The organism is Arenibacter flavimaris (assembly GCF_030291335.1).
Lineage (GTDB): Bacteria > Bacteroidota > Bacteroidia > Flavobacteriales > Flavobacteriaceae > Arenibacter.
This window is the reverse complement of record NZ_JASWIM010000009.1, coordinates 34234-53315: the sequence shown is the minus strand read 5'-3', so window position 1 is coordinate 53315 and position 19082 is coordinate 34234. Positions and strand designations below refer to the sequence as shown.

General features: G+C 40.0%; 16 protein-coding genes. 11 read left to right on the top strand and 5 right to left on the bottom strand.

Going from position 1 to position 19082, the window contains the following annotated elements:
- The 9 genes from QSE00_RS09510 to QSE00_RS09470 form a co-directional block, all read left to right on the top strand.
- A partial coding sequence (locus QSE00_RS09510; protein WP_286105757.1) for a hypothetical protein occupies positions 1-243 on the top strand: 243 nt, incomplete at its 5' end.
- A 125-nt stretch (positions 244-368) separates the two neighbouring features.
- The gene (locus tag QSE00_RS09505; RefSeq protein ID WP_286105756.1) at positions 369-1868 is read left to right on the top strand and encodes a YfcC family protein; all 1500 of its coding nucleotides are present in this window, start codon (positions 369-371) and stop codon (positions 1866-1868) included.
- A 210-nt stretch (positions 1869-2078) separates the two neighbouring features.
- Positions 2079-2495 (top strand): SRPBCC family protein, encoded by a 417-nt coding sequence (locus tag QSE00_RS09500; protein WP_286105755.1) that lies wholly within the window; start codon positions 2079-2081, stop codon positions 2493-2495.
- A 137-nt stretch (positions 2496-2632) separates the two neighbouring features.
- Entirely contained in the window at positions 2633-3004 is a 372-nt protein-coding gene (locus tag QSE00_RS09495) for a hypothetical protein (RefSeq protein WP_286105754.1), read from the top strand.
- 125 nt (positions 3005-3129) lie between these two features.
- On the top strand, positions 3130-3990 hold the full coding sequence (locus QSE00_RS09490; protein ID WP_286105753.1) for a DUF3347 domain-containing protein: 861 nt from the start codon (positions 3130-3132) through the stop codon (positions 3988-3990).
- 7 nt (positions 3991-3997) lie between these two features.
- Positions 3998-6208 (top strand): multicopper oxidase family protein, encoded by a 2211-nt coding sequence (locus QSE00_RS09485; RefSeq protein WP_286105752.1) that lies wholly within the window; start codon positions 3998-4000, stop codon positions 6206-6208.
- A 191-nt stretch (positions 6209-6399) separates the two neighbouring features.
- The gene (locus tag QSE00_RS09480) at positions 6400-6945 is read left to right on the top strand and encodes a GNAT family N-acetyltransferase (protein ID WP_286105751.1); all 546 of its coding nucleotides are present in this window, start codon (positions 6400-6402) and stop codon (positions 6943-6945) included.
- A gap of 149 nt (positions 6946-7094) precedes the next feature.
- Positions 7095-7952, top strand: coding sequence for a sugar phosphate isomerase/epimerase family protein (locus tag QSE00_RS09475; protein WP_286105750.1), 858 nt, complete (start codon positions 7095-7097; stop codon positions 7950-7952).
- A 36-nt stretch (positions 7953-7988) separates the two neighbouring features.
- A complete protein-coding gene (locus tag QSE00_RS09470) occupies positions 7989-8786 on the top strand; it encodes a phosphotriesterase family protein (protein WP_353477453.1) in 798 nt (265 codons plus the stop codon).
- On the opposite strand, the gene QSE00_RS09465 is transcribed toward QSE00_RS09470, so the two are convergent.
- Positions 8783-9526, bottom strand: a complete 744-nt coding sequence (locus QSE00_RS09465) for an SOS response-associated peptidase (protein ID WP_286105749.1) — start codon at positions 9524-9526, stop codon at positions 8783-8785. The genes QSE00_RS09470 and QSE00_RS09465 overlap by 4 nt on opposite strands.
- A 107-nt stretch (positions 9527-9633) precedes the next feature.
- Between QSE00_RS09465 and QSE00_RS09460 the strand changes: the two genes are divergently transcribed.
- Both QSE00_RS09460 and QSE00_RS09455 read left to right on the top strand, forming a co-directional pair.
- Positions 9634-9891 (top strand): hypothetical protein, encoded by a 258-nt coding sequence (locus QSE00_RS09460; RefSeq protein ID WP_110356043.1) that lies wholly within the window; start codon positions 9634-9636, stop codon positions 9889-9891.
- Between the two features lie 423 nt (positions 9892-10314).
- Entirely contained in the window at positions 10315-11553 is a 1239-nt protein-coding gene (locus tag QSE00_RS09455; protein WP_286105748.1) for a PAS domain-containing sensor histidine kinase, read from the top strand.
- Between the two features lie 253 nt (positions 11554-11806).
- On the opposite strand, the gene QSE00_RS09450 is transcribed toward QSE00_RS09455, so the two are convergent.
- The 4 genes from QSE00_RS09450 to QSE00_RS09435 all read right to left on the bottom strand — a co-directional run bounded on the left by QSE00_RS09450 (position 11807) and on the right by QSE00_RS09435 (position 18960).
- Positions 11807-12532 (bottom strand): head GIN domain-containing protein, encoded by a 726-nt coding sequence (locus QSE00_RS09450; protein ID WP_286105747.1) that lies wholly within the window; start codon positions 12530-12532, stop codon positions 11807-11809.
- 462 nt (positions 12533-12994) lie between these two features.
- Complete coding sequence (locus QSE00_RS09445) at positions 12995-15079, bottom strand: hypothetical protein (protein WP_286105746.1); 2085 nt, start codon at positions 15077-15079, stop codon at positions 12995-12997.
- Between the two features lie 122 nt (positions 15080-15201).
- On the bottom strand, positions 15202-15834 hold the full coding sequence (locus QSE00_RS09440; RefSeq protein WP_110356086.1) for a response regulator: 633 nt from the start codon (positions 15832-15834) through the stop codon (positions 15202-15204).
- A gap of 69 nt (positions 15835-15903) precedes the next feature.
- On the bottom strand, positions 15904-18960 hold the full coding sequence (locus QSE00_RS09435) for a ligand-binding sensor domain-containing protein (protein WP_286105745.1): 3057 nt from the start codon (positions 18958-18960) through the stop codon (positions 15904-15906).
- Between the last annotated feature and the right edge of the window lie 122 nt (positions 18961-19082).

Here is a 19082-nt window from a genome sequence, read left to right as displayed (position 1 = left end):
TACCTCGACCCTAGGGTCGATTCCTATTATTGGGTTCAGGGCCTGTCTGCCGACAAAGGCAGGCCTGCCCTGAGGTTTAATACCTTTTATTGCACCATGATGGATGGCAATAGTATGGAAGTACATGAAACGGCCTTTGTAACCTCTAGCTTCCGTGCAACGGATGTAAATCTAAGTAGGTGTCATGTGGTCTATTTTTGGATAATCCAAAGGTGGAAAAATGAATCGAAAAGCAGCTGTTAAAGGTGTGCTCCGAAGAAATTTTCACCTCTTGCAGAAAGTAAATCCATGAACAATATTCAATGCTCAAAATATAAATTAAAATTAGGTGACTTATATTGATACCAATATTTAGACCATGACCAAATATGAATAAATTAAAGTTTCCAACAGCCCAGACCATTCTTATCCTTATCGCTGTAATGGTGGCCCTATTAACATGGCTTGTTCCTGCCGGCAAGTACGATAGTCTGGCATATGATGCCAAAGACAATAGTTTTACTAAAATAAGCATGGAAGAAAGTGTTGTTTTACCTGCAACACAGGCGACTTTGCAAGAGTTGGGCATTAAAATTCCAATAGAAAAATTCACCAATGGCGATATCTATAAACCTATTGGGATTCCCAATACCTATAAAGAAATGAAAGCTCAGCCCCAAGGTTTCGCCGCCTTGGTGCAATCACCCATTAAGGGGATCATAGCCGCGGCCGACATTATTTTTTTAATCCTTATAATAGGTGGGCTCATCGGCATTGTGAACCTAACAGGTGCTTTCAATGCTGGAATTGCCTGGATGGCCAAAGTACTTAAGGGGAGGGAATATATTTTAATCATTGCTGTAACCGCGCTGATTGCCCTGGGGGGGACCACTTTTGGACTGGCAGAGGAAACCATGGCGTTCTATCCCATTTTAATCCCCGTATTCCTGGCGGCCAAATATGATGCTATGGTTGGTCTTGGTTGTGTGTTTCTGGGTTCAGGAATTGGTTCTATGTGTTCTACCGTAAATCCGTTTGCTACCATTATAGCTTCTGATGCCGCAGGAATAAATTGGACCACGGGACTCAATAATCGTATCATTATGCTGCTGCTATGTACCACCATCACCATTCTTTATATCCTTAGGTATGCCAAGCGTGTAAAGGACGATCCTTCCAAATCCCTTATTTATGATCAAAAGGAGCGTATGGAAAAGCTTTTCGGTATGGGGACAATGGATACCAATGTGAAATTTACCAACAGATTACGCCTCATCACTCTTGTGTTCTCCTTATCGTTCATTGTTATGATCATTGGAGTATCCCTTTTGGATTGGTGGTTCGTGGAAATGACGGCAACATTTTTGGTCGGGGCCATTGTCATTGGGTTTATTGCGAGAATTAAGGAAAGCGAATTTGTGGACGCCTTTGCCAAGGGAGCTGCCGATTTGCTTAGTGTGGCTTTTATTGTGGGGATTGCAAGGGGGGTAACCATCTTGATGGAAGACGGATTGATCAGTGATACGATTTTGTTTTATGCCAGTAACTTTACCGAAGGTATGCATAAAGGTGTATTCGCCAATGTAATGCTCTTTGTTTATGGAGGATTATCGTTTTTTATGCCATCTTCCTCAGGTATGGCGGTACTGACCATGCCTATTTTTTCGCCTTTGGCGGATACTGTAAATATAGGTAGGGAAATAATTGTGGACACGTATCAATACGGTATGGGCCTGTTTTATTTGATCAACCCAACAGGTTTGATCCTGGCCGCCCTGGCCATTGTACAAATAGGGTTTAATAAATGGATGAGGTTTGTAATTCCCCTTGTACTTGTATTGGTACTCACTACGATGATTTTATTGACCATTTCAGTGTATACCAATTAAATAAAAAAACCACGAATTTTTAAGATTACCCTTCAAGTTTTTAAAAAATTAAAGGGTAAATAATTAACTTTAATCGAGGATAATGGTTTGGCTGTACCTGCCAGTTATCAATTCCCCCGGAATTCTTAACTCCTACAAGAATGGTTGGTGTTGACATAATGAAAAACCCTGCATTTGTGTAATGATTATATCGAAAAAAATAAAACAGCAATGGAAAAGACAAAAATAATGGTCCAAGTGACCATTTCCGATGGAGTGGATAAGGTTTGGGGGTATTACACCAAACCAGAACACATTGTAAAATGGAATTTTGCTTCGGACGATTGGCACTGTCCCTATGCCTCCAATGATATGCGGGTAGGCGGAAAATATTCGTCGAGGATGGAAGCCAAGGACGGCAGTTTTGGTTTCGATTTCGAGGCTGTTTATGATGAGGTGATGCCCAACAAACAGTTTGACTATACCATGCTGGATGGGAGGCAGGCAAAGGTCACTTTCTACGAAATAAATCACAGGACAACTGTGAAGGTGAACTTTGATGCCGAAACCGAAAATTCCATTGAAAAGCAAAGAGGAGGTTGGCAGGCCATCCTTGATAATTTTAAAAAATATACGGAGTCCAATTAACTTAGGTGTAAATTGCTACTAGGAGTATTTTGCGTTAGTACCCAGATCAATTTAACCTGGGTAGTATTGTACTATGGGATATCGGCTTAAATTAGAGCTAATAAAAAGATAATTGAGTAACTTTGCCATAGTAAAATATGAACAACAGAACCCACATATTATCAATACTTGTTTTTTTGCTGTTTCTTGCAACTAGCAATGTACGGGCTTGTAGTACTACTGTTGAGAAACCCAAATCTGAAAATTTGGATGCTTGCAGCTCGGATACCCATACAGAAGATAAGTCGTGCTGCGACTCCGAAACGGATAAAGAGGATGAGGGTTGTAGAGGAACCTGTAACCATAATTTGTGCCACTGTCCTGTTGTGGTAAATACGCCTGTTTTTTTTAACGGATTCGAAGTGAAATTCTCAAATTTCAATACTGAATTGGAAAATAATTTGGCTTATATCCAACAAATTCCAAAATTAGTTTATCTCCCCATTTGGCAACGCCCCAAAATAGGTTAACTTTTTAGTAATAGCCATAGGTCTGTCTTAGTATTTCTGGTCAGGACCCATATTATATCTAGTATAATTAGTTTTTATAAATCGAAAAGGGATTCATGAATTCCTTTTCACAAAATATTAGTACGATGAAAAATTCAATAAACATATTGATGGTAATTTCCGTATTGCTATCTTTTATAGCAAGCAACGCCCAGACAAAAAATTTTAAATCAGCATCTGTAAAAATCTATGGAAACTGCGCCATGTGTGGGAAAACTATAGAGAAAGCTGGTAATCTAAGCAATGAAGCCAATGTAGATTGGAACAAGGACACGAAAATGGCAATTATCTCCTTTGACAGTCTTGCCACTTCCAAAGAGGAAATATTAAAAAGGATTGCATTGGCAGGATATGATAATGATATCTTTTTTGCTCCTGACGATACCTATGCCAACTTGCCGGAATGTTGCCAATATGAACGCGCCAAAAAAGATGCCCATAATAGGCAGATGCATAAGATGATAATGACAGGAGACCATATGCAACATGGAGCCATAGCCCAGGAGAATCAAAACAAAAATACGCTTGCAGCTGTTTTAGAACACTATATTTCTGTTAAGGATGCCTTGGTAAACACAGATGGCTCCTTGGCTTCCAACAAAGCTGAAATACTTTTGAATTCTGTTTCAGGAGTGGAAATGGATAAACTTCCAATGGAGGTGCATATGGCTTGGATGAAGGTACTGCAAGATCTTAAGCAAGATATAGGAAATATTATGGCAACTAAGAACGCGGATAAACAACGGGTTTATTTTAAGTCCTTATCAAAAAACATGTTTGAGGTAATTAAGGTTTCAAAATCAGAAACACCGGTGTATTATCAATTTTGCCCTATGGCGGATGGTGGAAAAGGTGGCAGTTGGCTTAGTTTGGAGGAAGTCATCAAAAACCCATATTATGGCTCTCAAATGTTGAGTTGTGGGAAAATCGTGGAAACTATAAAATAGCATGGACATGACCTATAGCAAGTATTGTTTGGCTGTATTGATACTAATACTGTCCAACTTTTTTGGGCATGGCCAAAATGTAGTCAGATACGACTTAACCATAACGGACACCATTGTTAATTTTTCAGGCAAGGACAAAAGAGCTATCGCCGTTAATGGGCAGATTCCTATGCCAACCCTCACCTTTACCGAAGGGGATATTGCCGAAATTGTGGTACATAACAAACTTCGGAAAGGGACCTCTTTACATTGGCACGGAATATATCTGCCCAATAAGGAAGATGGGGTACCTTTTTTGACGCAAATGCCGATTGCACCGAACACCACCCACACCTATCGTTTTCTAATTATTCAAAATGGAACACATTGGTACCATAGTCATGGTGGAATGCAGGAGCAAATAGGAATGTACGGAGCTATGATTATAAAGAAAAAGGAAACGGATCCTAGGTTTAGAAAAGGTATAGACGACCTACCTGCAGTTCCTCTAATTTTGAGCGAATGGACCGATATTAAACCTGAAAATGTGCATAGAATGTTGCACAATGCCAATGATTGGGGTGGAATTAAAAAAGGTACCGTTCAGAGCTATTCAGAGGCAATAAAGAAGGGACATTTTAAAACTAAACTGGAAAATGAATGGAAGCGCATGCTGGCCATGGACGTTAGTGATGTGTATTATGATAAATTTCTTATCAATGGGAAGAATGAAAGCCAACTTTCCCAATTTAAAGCTGGGGACAAAGTACGGTTACGTATAGCGAATGGTGGGGCCTCGTCCTACTTTTGGCTCTCGTATGCAGGGGGCAAAATGACTGTTGTAGCAAATGATGGAAATGATGTGGAACCGGTAGAGGTGGACAGATTAATTATTGGTGTTTCAGAAACCTATGATGTTGTAGTTAGTATTCCTCAGGAAGATACGGCCTATGAATTCTTGGCCACCCCTGAGGACCGTACGAATTCGGCTTCAATATATTTGGGGAATGGTACTGTACAATTGAAAAGTAGAATGTCAAAACTCAAGTATTTTGAGGGAATGAAAATGATGAACGGGATGATGAATATGGATGGTTCCATGGATGATATGGGTATGGATATGTCCCTTCAGAAAATGGATATGAACACGGTGATGTATCCGGAGGTCACGGGTAGTGGCAAAAGGAAAATGGACCATGCAAATCTTTCCATGAAACCCGATGTAGAATTGGTTACCCTAAATTATGGTATGTTGAAAGCACCACATCCTACCACCTTGCCCAAAGATGCCCCTGTAAGGGAATTGCGTTTTGAGCTTACTGGAAATATGAACCGTTATGTTTGGAGCATGGATAATAAAGTGCTTTCAGAAACTGATAAAATCCTGATAAAAAAAGGTGAAAATGTAAGGATAACCCTGTACAATGGATCCATGATGAGGCACCCCATGCACCTTCACGGGCACGATTTTAGGGTGCTGAACGGGCAGGAGGAATATGCACCCTTAAAAAATGTCTTGGATATTATGCCTATGGAAACAGACACCATAGAATTTCAGGCAAATGCAGAAGGGGATTGGTTTTTTCACTGCCATATACTTTATCATATGATGGCAGGAATGAATCGCGTTTTTTCCTATGAAAAGCAAACCTCCAATCCGTATCTACCCAATAAGGAATGGGCCTACAAAAAGTTGCAAGAGGAAAGTAACAAACTCCATTTTATGGTAGAAAACGACTTCGCATCCAACGGTAATGATGGTAGGGCCATGTTGCAAAATGCCCGTTGGAGTTTTGGAACGGAATGGCGTTTAGGCTATCATGATGACCATGGCTATGAAAGTGAAACCCATATTGGTAGATATATAGGAAAGAACCAATGGTTTATGCCATTTGTTGGGTTCGATTGGCGCTACCGGAAAACAAAGGGAATGGTTGAGAAAAACATTTTTGGTCAAGGAAATACTAAGGATACCAGGGCCGTAGCGAGTCTTGGAGCTGAATATACCTTACCTCTGTTGGTAACCTTACAAGGAGAAGTATTTACGGACGGGAATATACGTTTTCAACTGATGAGGGAGGATATTCCGGTTAGTCCTAGGTTACGATGGGCCTTTATGGTAAATACGGATAAGGAATACATGACAGGTTTTAAGTATATCGTAACACGCAATCTAGGAATTTCCACCCATTATGATAGTGATATGGGATTGGGATTCGGTGCTACCTTAAATTATTGAGTCAACAAATTGAATTACCAAAACTGGCTTTTGTCTTATAACATAGGTCAGTGGTTTAAATAACGAATACCAATGCCCTATTTTGAAATCATATAACAAAATAGGGCTTTTGCTATATGTGTTGCCTAAACGGAGATATTCTATGGAAGTAAACCCTTCAAAACCTAAACAGAAGATTGTATCTTTATGAGATGATCAAAGCAGATAAATTTCAGGAACTGGAAACGAACCGACTTCTCTTAAGGAGGTTGGAGGAGACGGACTGGGAGATGATCAGTTACTTGCGATCGGATAAGGTAGTAAATAAGTTTGTTAATAGACAGAGCGCAGAAACTAAGGAAAAGGCACTTGCCTTTATAGCCAAGACCAACACCGATATAAACAATGTACGATTGTACCAATGGTGCATTTCCCTGAAGAACAGTCCGGCAATGATTGGAAATATCTGTCTGTGGAATTTATCCCAAGATTATAAAACAGCGGAAATGGGATACGACCTAAGTCCCGAATTTCAAGGTTTAGGCCTCATGAATGAGGCTGTGATGAAAGTGTTGGACTTTGGGTTTAATAAATTGCATTTGGATAAAATTGAGGCTTTTACCAATTATAAAAATGAAAGTTCCAAAAAATTGTTGATCAAAAATCAATTTATTTGGAATGAAAAAAGGAAGGATCCAGATGATGGGGGGAATGTTATTTATGAGATTTATAAGGAGGATTACCAACCTAACCCTTAGGAGGTAAATACTTCATTGGCCAATGGTCTTCCGTAAAATTGAATGGAACGGCTACAATGTTCTTACTTTAAGTATGCCAACGGTAAGAACGCAAAAGATTTTATATCTTACAGTACCGATATTAATTATAGTATTAAAATCCTTATTCCATGCAATATTCAAGAAATTCATTTTTAAAGGCATTAGGTCTTGGTGGCCTATTGGCCACTGGTTCAGTATTGACCGCTAGTCCATTCCGGGATATTTTGGGAATAACTAATATAGGTACGGAAGCAAGGGGCCTTACGCTGGGATTGGCATCCTATTCCACAAGAAAATTTAGTTTGGATGAAACCCTGGCAATGGCCAATCGTTTAAATCTTAAGCAGATTGCCCTAAAAAGTATGCATATGCCCTTGGAGAGTAGTGAGGAAGATATTAAAAATATAACTGCGAAATTTGAGAAGGCAGGAATAGGCCTTTATGGCGGAGGTGTCATTTACATGAAAACGGCCCAGGAAGTTGAAAATGCCTTTAGGTATGCCAAAGCGGCCAAAATGAAGGTAATCATAGGAGTGCCCAACCACGACTTATTGCCTTTGGTTGAAATGAAAGTTAAGGAGACCAATATTAAGTTGGCCATTCATAACCATGGCCCGGGTGATAAGATGTACCCAACACCTGAGGTGGTTTACGATAAAATTAAAATGCTCGACCCACGTATTGGTCTGTGTATAGATGTGGGCCACGTACAAAGATTGGGACTGGATCCCGTGAAAAACATTAAAATGTACGCAGATCGCTTATATGATATCCACCTTAAGGATGTTGACAAGTCGGAGGCCGATGGGAAATCGGTTGAGTTTGGCAGAGGGGTTCTTGATATTCCAGCAGTATTGAACGCCTTGAAAGCGATCAACTATACGGGGGTTATGGCAATGGAATTTGAAAAGGATTCCGAGGATGTTTTTGCAGGCCTTGCAGAATGTGTAGGCTATGTAAATGGGGTATTGGATGCCATAAAATAGGTAATGCAAAAATGGGTGTACTGCTAAGATGCCGTAATTGCTGAGATAACACCTTATCTGGAAGAACTAAAAGACTATAAGGTTCAATATTTTGTGAATGCCATTCCTGCCTATTTAGGTAGGGATGTTCTCCTCCTGGAAAAACTGGCAGTTAAAACAGGATTGAAGATTATTAGCAATACGGGGCTATATGGTGTACGCAATCTTAAATTCCTTCCAAAATATGTTGAAAATATATCCGCTGAAAATCTAGCGAAAAAGTGGATTGCCGCATTTGAAGACGGTATTGACGGTACCGGTATCAAACCAGGTTTTATCAAGATTGGGGTAGATACTACCCACCCTTTGGATACCCTGCATCAAAAATTGGTCATAGCAGCTGCGATAACTAGTTTAAAAACCGGATTGACCATTGCCTCCCATACAGGAAAGGCCATAGGGCTTTGGCCACAATTGGGGATCCTTACTAAAATGGGAGTTTCCCCAGCGTCTTTTATATGGGTACATGCCCAGGCAGAGGATAATAATAAAACTTATTTAAAGGCTGCGGCTTTGGGTTGTTGGATAAGCCTGGACGGATTGGGTTGGGATGTGGAAAGACATTTGGAAAAGTTGGTTTATGCCAGGGATCATGGCATTTTGGATCGTATACTCATATCACACGACGCCGGGTGGTACGATCCCCAAAAGGAACAACAAAACATTGCCTCCTATACTAATATTTTCACCAAACTCCTACCAGCACTAAGGGGCCATGGCTTTACAGAGGATGAGATAACACTTTTGCTTTCGGATAATCCAGCAAAGGCTTATGGTCTGGTAATGAAGGGTTAATATTCAATTTCCAATTCCTCATATCGTACTTCCTCAATAATATTGGATCTGTTGGAATCAACTTTAGGATTGTATAGGTCCTTGCTTATGGGGTGGGCCTTTATGGCCGCATCTTCCATATCATCTTCCATGACATTACGGATTTCTTCTTCATTGAGGTCGTTGTTCAACCATGCATCCACATCCTCATCCCTTAAGATAATAGGCCTCCTATTTTTGGTATTGTGAATTTTCTTGAAGAGGGGAGTGGCCGCCTTCGTCAGGATAGTAAAGGTGTTGTAGCCATCTTTGGTGGTGGTATAAAGTCCGGCCAGGCTCATAAGGGCTTCATTTTTTAATTCAAAATAAAAAGGAACCTTAAACTTTTTGGGAGCCGTGTGAGGTTCGTAAAATCCGTTTACGGGTATTATGCATCGTTTGGTCATGGCACTGAATCTATAGATAAAATGATCAAAGATCTTTTCGGATTGGGCGTTGAGTCCGGCTCCAAACCTGGCGCCCTCCTTATAATATTTTTTATAATCGGCCCCCATAGTGTTCTGTGGCATAATGCCCCACATGGATGGCGTAATGTGATTTCTACTTTCTTGTGGAAGGATCCATAATAGCGGATGCGCCCATCCATTGGCATGGTGATAGGTAAGCTCCCCCTCAATTGGGGTTTTACCCATTAATTTGGAAACATTGTAAAATTTCTCCACCTCCTTGGCAGAGGTGGTTACCCTAGTACCGAAACACATTTGAATAATTTTATCCTAAATTAAGAATTTAACTTTTTTGGTCCGACTTCAAAATCTAAAATTTGTAATTTTGGAAAATATCCATAAAATAGGATTATTTCCAATAAATGAAAAATATTGTATACAGAAATCATGATCGATATGCCATTAAGCGCCTTTTAATGGAGATAGGTGCACACCAATTGAACAAGGAATGTGAGTTGATGAAACTTCCTTTTCCAAAACGCCTTGGTCTCTTTTATATAGAAAGTTCCGATGATTGTGTGTACCTGGTGTACAAGTATTATGATGGGATAAGAAAGATCATGAAATTGGATCGTTATGAACTACCGGAAGCCGGATGGGAACGGGTTTCTTTGGAATAAATTTTAATAGGAGATGGGGTGTATTGAGCATTGGGTGGTGAGAGGTAGAAAAAGGGAGATTGGAATCTGGATACCTGAGTCTGGAATCATGGTTACTGGCTGCAATTACATTGCCCCTCGGCATGATGCCTGTTCGTTTGCGTCTGTTTGCCGGAAGCCAATTGGACCAAGGAGGATCATCATATTGGGAAGGAGGTAGCTATGAACAGCTATAAACCCAATTGCAATACGTCCAAGTCTCCTGTAATTGTCTTGTTATGGTTGAACTACTAATGGAAATAGGGAATATTATCTTTATATAACTCCATCCATAACTATAAGTTGAACTTATTTTAACCGTTAAAGTGGAAAACTATGATAATTTGATATCATTATAATTTATGAAAATCGTAGTTTTACAGTCATGGCCTAAAATTATAAAATTTGATTTGGTATAATTTATATAACCGTTTTAAGCGAATCAAAAGAGTAAAGGATAAGTCACGTCGCGAACTGGAAAATCAGATTGCCGAACTTCAAAAACAAAATGAAATCCTTAAATCGCTTTTGGCCTTTCAAAGTGAAGAGGGAAAGGATGAAAATGAGAAATATGCCAATACCATTCTCAACAATATGGGGGATGCCGTATTTGTAAAGGACAAGGGGAGCAGGTTAGTCTTGGTCAACGATGCTTTTTGCAATCTGTTCAACCTTCCAAGAGCCAAAATAATAGGAAAGACACTAGCCGAAAGTGTTCCTCCGAATGAGAGGGAGAGTTTTTTGCGAATAGATAAGCAGGTACTTACGGATGGTGTAGATAATATAAATGAGGAGTCGCTAACCATAAGTAAGGACCACAAGAAAATTATTTCAACGAGGAAGTCGAGATTTGTAGATGAAGACGGAGAGAAGTTTTTGGTTGGGGTAATACGCGATATTACCGAACGGATAAAGGCGGAGGAAGATTTGAAGGAGAGTGAAATTCAATTGAGGGAACTAAATGCTACAAAAGACAAATTGTTTTCTATCATTGCCCACGATTTAAGAAGTCCGTTTAATAATATCCTGGTGTTGTGCGGTATCTTGAAGTCACAGTTATCAAAATCGCAAGATTCGAACGCTCTAGTGCCTTTGGGACTGATACATACTACTGCCAAAAATACCTTGGTTCTACTTGAAAATTTATTGGATTGGGCAAAATCCCAATCCGGTCAAATCAGTTTTAAATCAGAAAAAACAAGTGTATCTGCTGTTATCCATGAAATATTGGAACTCTCAACATCCTTGGCCCAGACGAAAGACCTTTACATAGAGGTAAACGCAGCAGATGAAATTGAAGTGAATTCCGATAAAAAAATATTGAAGACTGTCATTAGAAACCTTATTTCCAATGCCATTAAATATAGTAGGCCAGGCGGCAAAATAAGGGTTTCTGCAATAGAGCAGGAAGATTACGTTAAGATTGTAGTTTCCGATTCAGGTGTTGGGATGGATGAAAAAACCCTTAAGAATTTGTTCGGTATAGCTACCAATACCTCCTTGCCGGGGACCCTCAACGAAAAAGGCTCGGGTTTTGGATTGGTATTGTGCAAGGAATTTATTGAAAAGCTAGGAGGTAAGATATGGGTTGAAAGCGAGGAAGATAAAGGAAGCGATTTTATATTTACAATACCTCGTAATTGATTATCTATTAAATGTACTGGTTGGAATAGGATGTGGGGTAGTTACTTTTTCTTTTAAAGAAATACAACATAGAAGAAGCCTATACACTTTACTGAAATTGTAAATGCATAGGCCTCTTATTATACAAGGGTACAGGGAGTGTTCTATTGTAGCCAAGGAATGCCTGCTACCTGTTGGTCTTCTCCATTATTCTTTACAGAAAGGCACCAGGGGTCATTCTTCCTGATTAATTAACATCCAATAAAAGTACACTTCAATTATCCATTTTTACAATTTTGGAATCAGCGGAAAGTTTTTTATGTGTAATGGTGGCATTGCCCTTATAGGATAACACACTGTTTCCGCTGGCATCGATCCAAATAGAGTTGTTTGCCGTTAGATAGGCATTGCTATTACCGGAAAGATTAATTTTTAAGCTGTCAACGCTTAGGTCGTAATCTGATAGTTCACAGTTACCACCTAGATCCATGTCCATATTTTTTACACTTCCCAAGAGTTCTATCATACAGTTTCCTTTGGATACAAGATCAAGCTTTTCTGCTGTCAAGGTCCCGGAAAAGAAACTATTTCCACTTAGGTACATTTTTATGTTATCTGTTTCCAAGGGGTCTTCAAGTTCCAATGTGGTATTTCCCTTAATGGTAAAATTGTTGATACTTTTGGTGGTAATAAACACATTTAAGGTTTCCTTTCCTTTGATTCTTCGAACCTTGTCCAGCTTCACCGTTAACTTATTGCTTTCCTTGTTTAACAAGATATATTCGTGAAGGTTATCGTTGGCCTCGACCCGCAATTTCTCTTCAGTATCCGAGAAGCTTATATAGATATTAAAGTTATCGTTAACCTCCAAGGAAGTGTAGCCAGAGAATTCATGGTCCTTGGAGGTTACATCCTCTGAAACGGTTATAGTATCCTTTTCGCAGGAAATTGAAAATATGGTAAATGCAATGAGAAAATTTATTTTAAATGACGTTGCCATTCCCTTATTTGTTTAATTATTTGTGAGCCGTTAATAGTAGATAGATGAGGAAAATAGTATAGATGACATATATACATCTTCTGTAAAATTCAATACTTGGATTTTTCATTATTCATTTTTTAGAGATTTTTTAAACTATCGTGTTTTTTATCAATGGTTTGCCGTAAAGCGTCTTAAGGCCGACCATTGACTTCTTTTTCCATATTTAATTTGTGAGAAAAAAGCGTGTTTCTTGGATTCTGAGGGAATTCTTCGGTAATTATCAAAAGCTTTCATAACTATATTTTTTATAATCAATAATGATGACAAAGGTCGGTTGAAGATCAACAGTCCACAATCGCATAATCATGTGGAAGTTAATAGATTCCCCTTTGCCCATAGGGCCATTAATCACATCTTTGACGAGTATTCCATTTTACAACCCAAGGTTAAAAGTTATAATGATATGCCCACTGTAATCTACTAGGGCAGGGAAATGTCTCCAAGACTTAGGTCTTCAAAAAGGTTTACCATATTAAAATCAGGGTTTATGGAGGTATTGCGGTTTTCAAAGGCAATTCCGTAGCCATGGCCATGTGCAATCGTGGAATTTTTAAGGGTTAAATTGGCCATATAATCCCCATCTAGGCCAATACTCGCTATTTTGGAAACCCCGGGCATTTCGGTTTTTCCGGCATAGAGTACCTCCGTATGGTCCATTAGGTTTTTGGCACTGTCCGATTGGATTCGGATCCCGTTCCAAAATCCTTTGCTTGCATTGGCCCCGGTAAAGACAATCTTTTTATTTGCGGTACCCTGGGCAATTAAATAGCCATTGGGAAACACTCCAAACATCTTATCTTCGGCAAATTTGAAAATGGCACCAGGAAGTATTTTTAAACCGGATTGAACTCCTAAATTACCGCTCACCAAATAGCTGGCACCAAAGTGCAAGGCTGGCCAAACAGTCTCGCTACCATCTGGATTGAACAGGGTAGACCCAATAATTTCAACGCCATTATGACCGTTGCCCATAAACTCCATTCCCGCTCCATCCCTTAATTTCTTTACCTGATTCGCGGACATGGACATGGCGGGACCTTGATTATCATGAAACTTAACAAAGTCTATGTGCACAAGTTCGGCTCCGTTTTCAACATAAATACCATTGCCACCGCTTGCCACAATTTTGGAGCTGAACACTTTTAACTTAGCCTCATTGGCCCCTGCCATTCCAATAGCTGTCCTGTTCTGAAACCCGTCCATTACCTCACTTCCTGCATGGTATATTTCCACATTGTCCAATTCATTTCTCATGTCGTCGGACATTATGGAAATACCTTTCCAATATCCTCCGTCCGTGGCTTCCTTACCACGGAATTTAATTGGGTGTTGATTGCTTCCAAGGGCCACCATATAGCCCTTTTTGGTGATATTTATCTCCGAATCCCTATCCATGTACAGTTCCAGACCTTCCAAGATCCTAAGGCCGGAAACAACCTCTATTTTTCCTTCTACGATATATTTAAGGTCAAACGTACTATCGTACAAATTGCTCCAAACAGTTTCTTCGGTATTATAGATTCGGTCACCAATGACCTGGATAATATTTACTTCATTGTTGTGTATTTGGGACAGGGCCGATACCACTCCCAGTTGTGAGGCAGGTACTCTAATAATTTTGTTGTTGTCCCTGTACACATTAAAGGATTCGGTGTTCCATTTGGCCCCAACTTCTACGGCCATGGCATAGGAAGCACTGTGTTGGATAATGGAGGATACCAAATTAAGGTGTCCGGGCCCCTCATTGTCGATACCCAAGCTAGTAGCAACTTCCATTCCTTGGGCAATAGCTCCGCCCCCGTATTCAATGGTTGTTCTGTCCAATTTATTCAACGGGTTATTGGAATTGATAATTAAGCCCTTCCAATACCCTGGAACCTTGTTCTTACCAGTAAAGGTGATAAATGAACTGGCGGCTGCGGTTGTGATAATGGCCCCTGGATTGTCTATATACATTGCCGTGTTTTCCTCAAAGGCAATGACCACGTTCGGATCAATGGTGAGCAATGCCGTTACATGGATATCGCCAGTTACCAAATAATCAAATTTATTGGGGTCGTCAAAAACGTTTGCCAAATGGCGACGTTCCGTAATATTTTCTGAAATGAGTATGGTTTCTTGTACAGGTGGGGTGTTCTGCTTCTTTACCAAGACCACCAATGCATCCGTATCATAAAATCCGTCATTGAAAATTTTTAGCTCCACAGAATAGTTCCCGGCCTTATCAGGAGTAAATTTTGGCTGGGCCGTGGTTTCTTCCGTCAATTCGGTTAAACTTCCACTCGGTTTGGCTTTAAGGCTCCATAGGTATTGAAAGGGTTTTCCGGCTTTGTCCAGGGACTTGGAACCGTTGAGGATTACAGCCTGACCAGTAAAGATGTCCCCTTGATTTTCAATAGAGGCATCTGCCTCCAAAGTGTTCTTAGGAATTTCAGAATGATCATCATCGGAACATCCAATGAACATTAAGAAGAGGATTGAAAGAGTAAAAAGTTTTGTTTTCATTGCCTGATATTGAGTTTTAGTTTCAAATTTTTTCAGGACAAAGGAAGTGCGCTACCCCGGTTCTTACAATCGCATAAGTATGTGAAATCCGAGGATTTTTAAATGGTTTGGAAGCAAATATGTTATAGCAATTTATCCTTAAAGGCCTTGGCAACGGCTTCGCTTTTGCTGTTTACGTGTAGCTTTTCGTATATTTTTTTGATATGTGATCTAACAGTGTCAATGGCTATATAAAGTTCCGAAGCAATCATTTTATAGCTGTAGCCATCCACCAGAAGTTGCAAGACTTCTGTTTCCCTTTCACTTAAGCAATAGTCCTGATTCTTGGTCTGGGGTATTACTTGGAACATTTTTAACACTTGTGTAGCGATAGAGGAAGTCATGGGAGCTCCACCCAAGGTGGCATCTTGTATATATTCCAATAATTTTGCCGGTGGGGTTTTTTTGAGCAAGTATCCATTGGCCCCGTTCCTAAGTGCCTCGAAAACATTCTTATTGTCGTCAAAGACGGTAAGCATCAATACTTTGACCTCGGTGTTAACCTCCCTTATTTTCCTTAATCCTTCCAGACCATCGGTACCAGGCATATTGATATCCATCAAAATAACATCGGGCGACCATTTTTCCATTTCCGCGGCTACATTATTGCAATTCCTGTACGATGCCAAAACGGAAAATCCATCACTGCCATTGATCAACATGGTAAGCCCTTCCCGAAATTGGGGGTTATCCTCATATATTACTATCCTAATCATAATTGTGCTTTTTGTAAAATTAGACAGGAAATCCATAGGGGAAAATCACATAAAGATGTTAAATGTCCTCTAAGGTACAGGAACGTTCAAACAAATTTCCGTACCTAGATCCGGATTACTGTCAATTTTTAATTCTCCTTTCATTTTGGATGCCCTTTTAACCATATTGTCCAGACCATTTCCGCTGTCGGCTTTTTCTGTCTCAAACCCAATACCGTTGTCCATGATCTGCATTCTGAGCCACTTATCCCTATAGGTTAGTTGAACCTCTGCTCGTTTGGCATGGGAGTATTTGGCGATGTTATTGATAGCTTCCTTAAAAATAAGAAATAGGTCCCGCCGGGCTTCCATATCCAGTTTTAAATCGTTTATTTTATCCTCTACCTCAAAATCAAATTCTATGTTCTTGGCCTCCAGGATGCCTGTGGCATATTCCCTCATTCTTGCAATAACCCTGTGCATGTTGTCGTTGTCCGGTTTTATGCTCCAGACAATATCATCCATGGCCTCCATCATTCTTTGACTGTTGTCCGTAATCTTGGAGAGGTAGTTGCTACTGGTTACTGTATCGCTGTTCATTTTACTCTTGGCCATGGAACTAAGAATGTTTATGGTACTCAAGGTAGAGCCCATATCATCATGCAGGTCCCTGGCTACTTTATTCCTTAAATTTTCAACGGCCAAGATGCGGTTTACCTTAAGTCTGTATATAAAATAGGCCATTCCTACCCCAGTGCATAGGAGCAGGGCCATAAACCACCAGGTACGATAAAAGGGAGGGCGTATCCTAAAGTCGATGCTGGTAATTTCATCCGGTTCCAGACCTTGGAGGTTCATGCATTTTACCTGAAAGGTATATTTTCCTGAAGGCATGGTGGTATAGGTGGCGGCCATATCCATTTCGGCCTTTACCCAGTCTTTGTTCACCCCTGGAATGCGATAATAGTACTGTAATTTTCTTTGTTGGGAAAAGCTTAGGGCGGAAAAATAGAAAGTAAACGAGTTTTGATAATGATTGAATACGATTTCTTTTTGGGCCATGATCGAATCCAAAGGCATATAAGTATTAAAGAGTTTAAAATCGGTAATGTTTACCTTGGGCGGTTTTTGTTTATAATTTAGTTTTTCGGGTGAAAAGCCAAAAACAACATCTTCCCCTCCAAACCATATCTCCCCGTTTTGCATCATCCATTTGGCACTATTGGTCTTTTCCGCATAGATAACGCCATGAAGGTTGTTATAGGAACTTATGATGTTTTTTTCATAATTATAGCTGCTAAGGCCATTACTGGTTATCATCCAGGCTATTCCTTCCCTATCCAACATTAACTGTAATACCCTGGATCCATAGAGTCCGTCGTAAGATGTAATTTTCTTTACCTCGGAGGTGTTGATGTTAAGTATGTTCAATGCTTCGGCACCCACCAAAAAAATACTGTCGTTATATTGTTGGATATCGGAAACGGTATTGTCCATTATCCCATAATTATCGTTGAATACTGTATTAAAATGAAATAAGATTTCGTTGGTTTCCACATCAATTACATAAACACCTTGCTTATGGGTCCCAACCCATAACCGCCCCTGCAGATCTATATAAAGTCTGTAAATAATGGTGTTGAAATTGTGGAGTTCTTCAAAACTGGTATCGGTAATGGGGTCGTTCTTTTTCCATTTTACCAATAGCCCACTTTGCGTTCCAAACCAAAGATTTCCGTTTTGATCCTCCTTCACCTGCCGTACTGTAGATTGTTTAAATATGGGGGGATGTAACCAATGTAACGCCTTTTTGGTATTTGCATCAAAAACGGCCAGTCTACCCCCCTGACAGGCAGACCAAACGCTTCCCGATTCACTGTGCTGTTGAAGGTCCCAAATGGAAGAATATAGAGTGATGGATTCCGTTCCCAGACCCGTATAGGGGTTTCCTCCCAGTTTATTGAAATTCTCGTCATAAAAAAGGATACCCTTGCCCCATGTACCAATCCAATTCTCCTTGGTCTTGGTTTCCAATATGGCATTTACTGGAGAGTCCAGTCCAAGACCATCTATCACCACAAGGCTATATACATCCTTTTGATTGGGATTTATAACATACAGCCCATTTTCCGTACTAAACCAAATGTTGCCCTCCCTGTCTTCAAAGAGATGCCTGGCCTGATTACATCTAATATCGAACTCCAGGGGGTTGGCTTTGAAATGTTGATAAAAACCTTTCAAGTCACTATCATAGCTCAATAGGGAATTCTCACCCCCGATCCAAATCTGCCCATTACGGGTCTCTAAAATTTGCTTTAGAACGGTATATTTTTTTGTGGTCGTATGGTTTCTTAAGGTATCTGTGGGATATTGATTTGTTTTGGGATCGAAATGCAGGAGAACAGGGTGTTCCCGATGGGAATTAAAATCCCAATAGGTTAGCCACCAAGTGCCTTTTTGGTCCTTGATGAAATCTACGGAATTGGTAATGGCCTTGTTGTTCAGTATTGGTATGTCCTCCGGATTGTTGAGTCGGTGAAAGACCTCGTCTCTAGAACTCTTGTATACGGCTAGCCCCCGTTCACTACAGATCCAATATTCTCCAGTATGCCTATCTTCAAAAAGGGAAACGACGCCCCAATCTCTAGGAATCTTTATAGGTAAATTGGACTCTACAAAGGCGTTGGATTTGGCGTCGTACCATAAAAGACCATATTTTGATACACAGAGAAATACCTGCTTCTTACTATCTATAAACAGTTTAAATTCCGACCTTGGGGGAATGCTCCCATAACTTCTAACGGGTACCGGAGTATAATGAAAATCCACTGTGTTGAATTTTCCTATCTGGCCACCCTGCAATAACCAAAGATTGCTATTGCCAGCATCTAAAATTTGATCCACACCCAAGCTTGGTGGTAACTGGTAATTTTCGGGACCGGCATATGAAATGAATTTTCTCCCATCAAAACGCTGTATGCCCACCTCCGTGCCTATCCATAGAAATCCGATGGAGTCCTGCCAAACACACTTAACTTTATTGGTGTTCAGACCATCCACGGTAGAAAATCTATTAAAGACATAGGAATTTTGTCCAAATAGAAAGGCTTGGAAACATAGTAAACAATAAAGGATCCTTATGCCCATGCAGCCAGGTGGTTTATTATAAAATTACGTAAAGATTGGATATCCCAAGTATAAAAAAAACGGATATTACACCTTGATAGGCCGGTCATTTTCCGCGACTTGGAATCCAAGTTACTTTTACA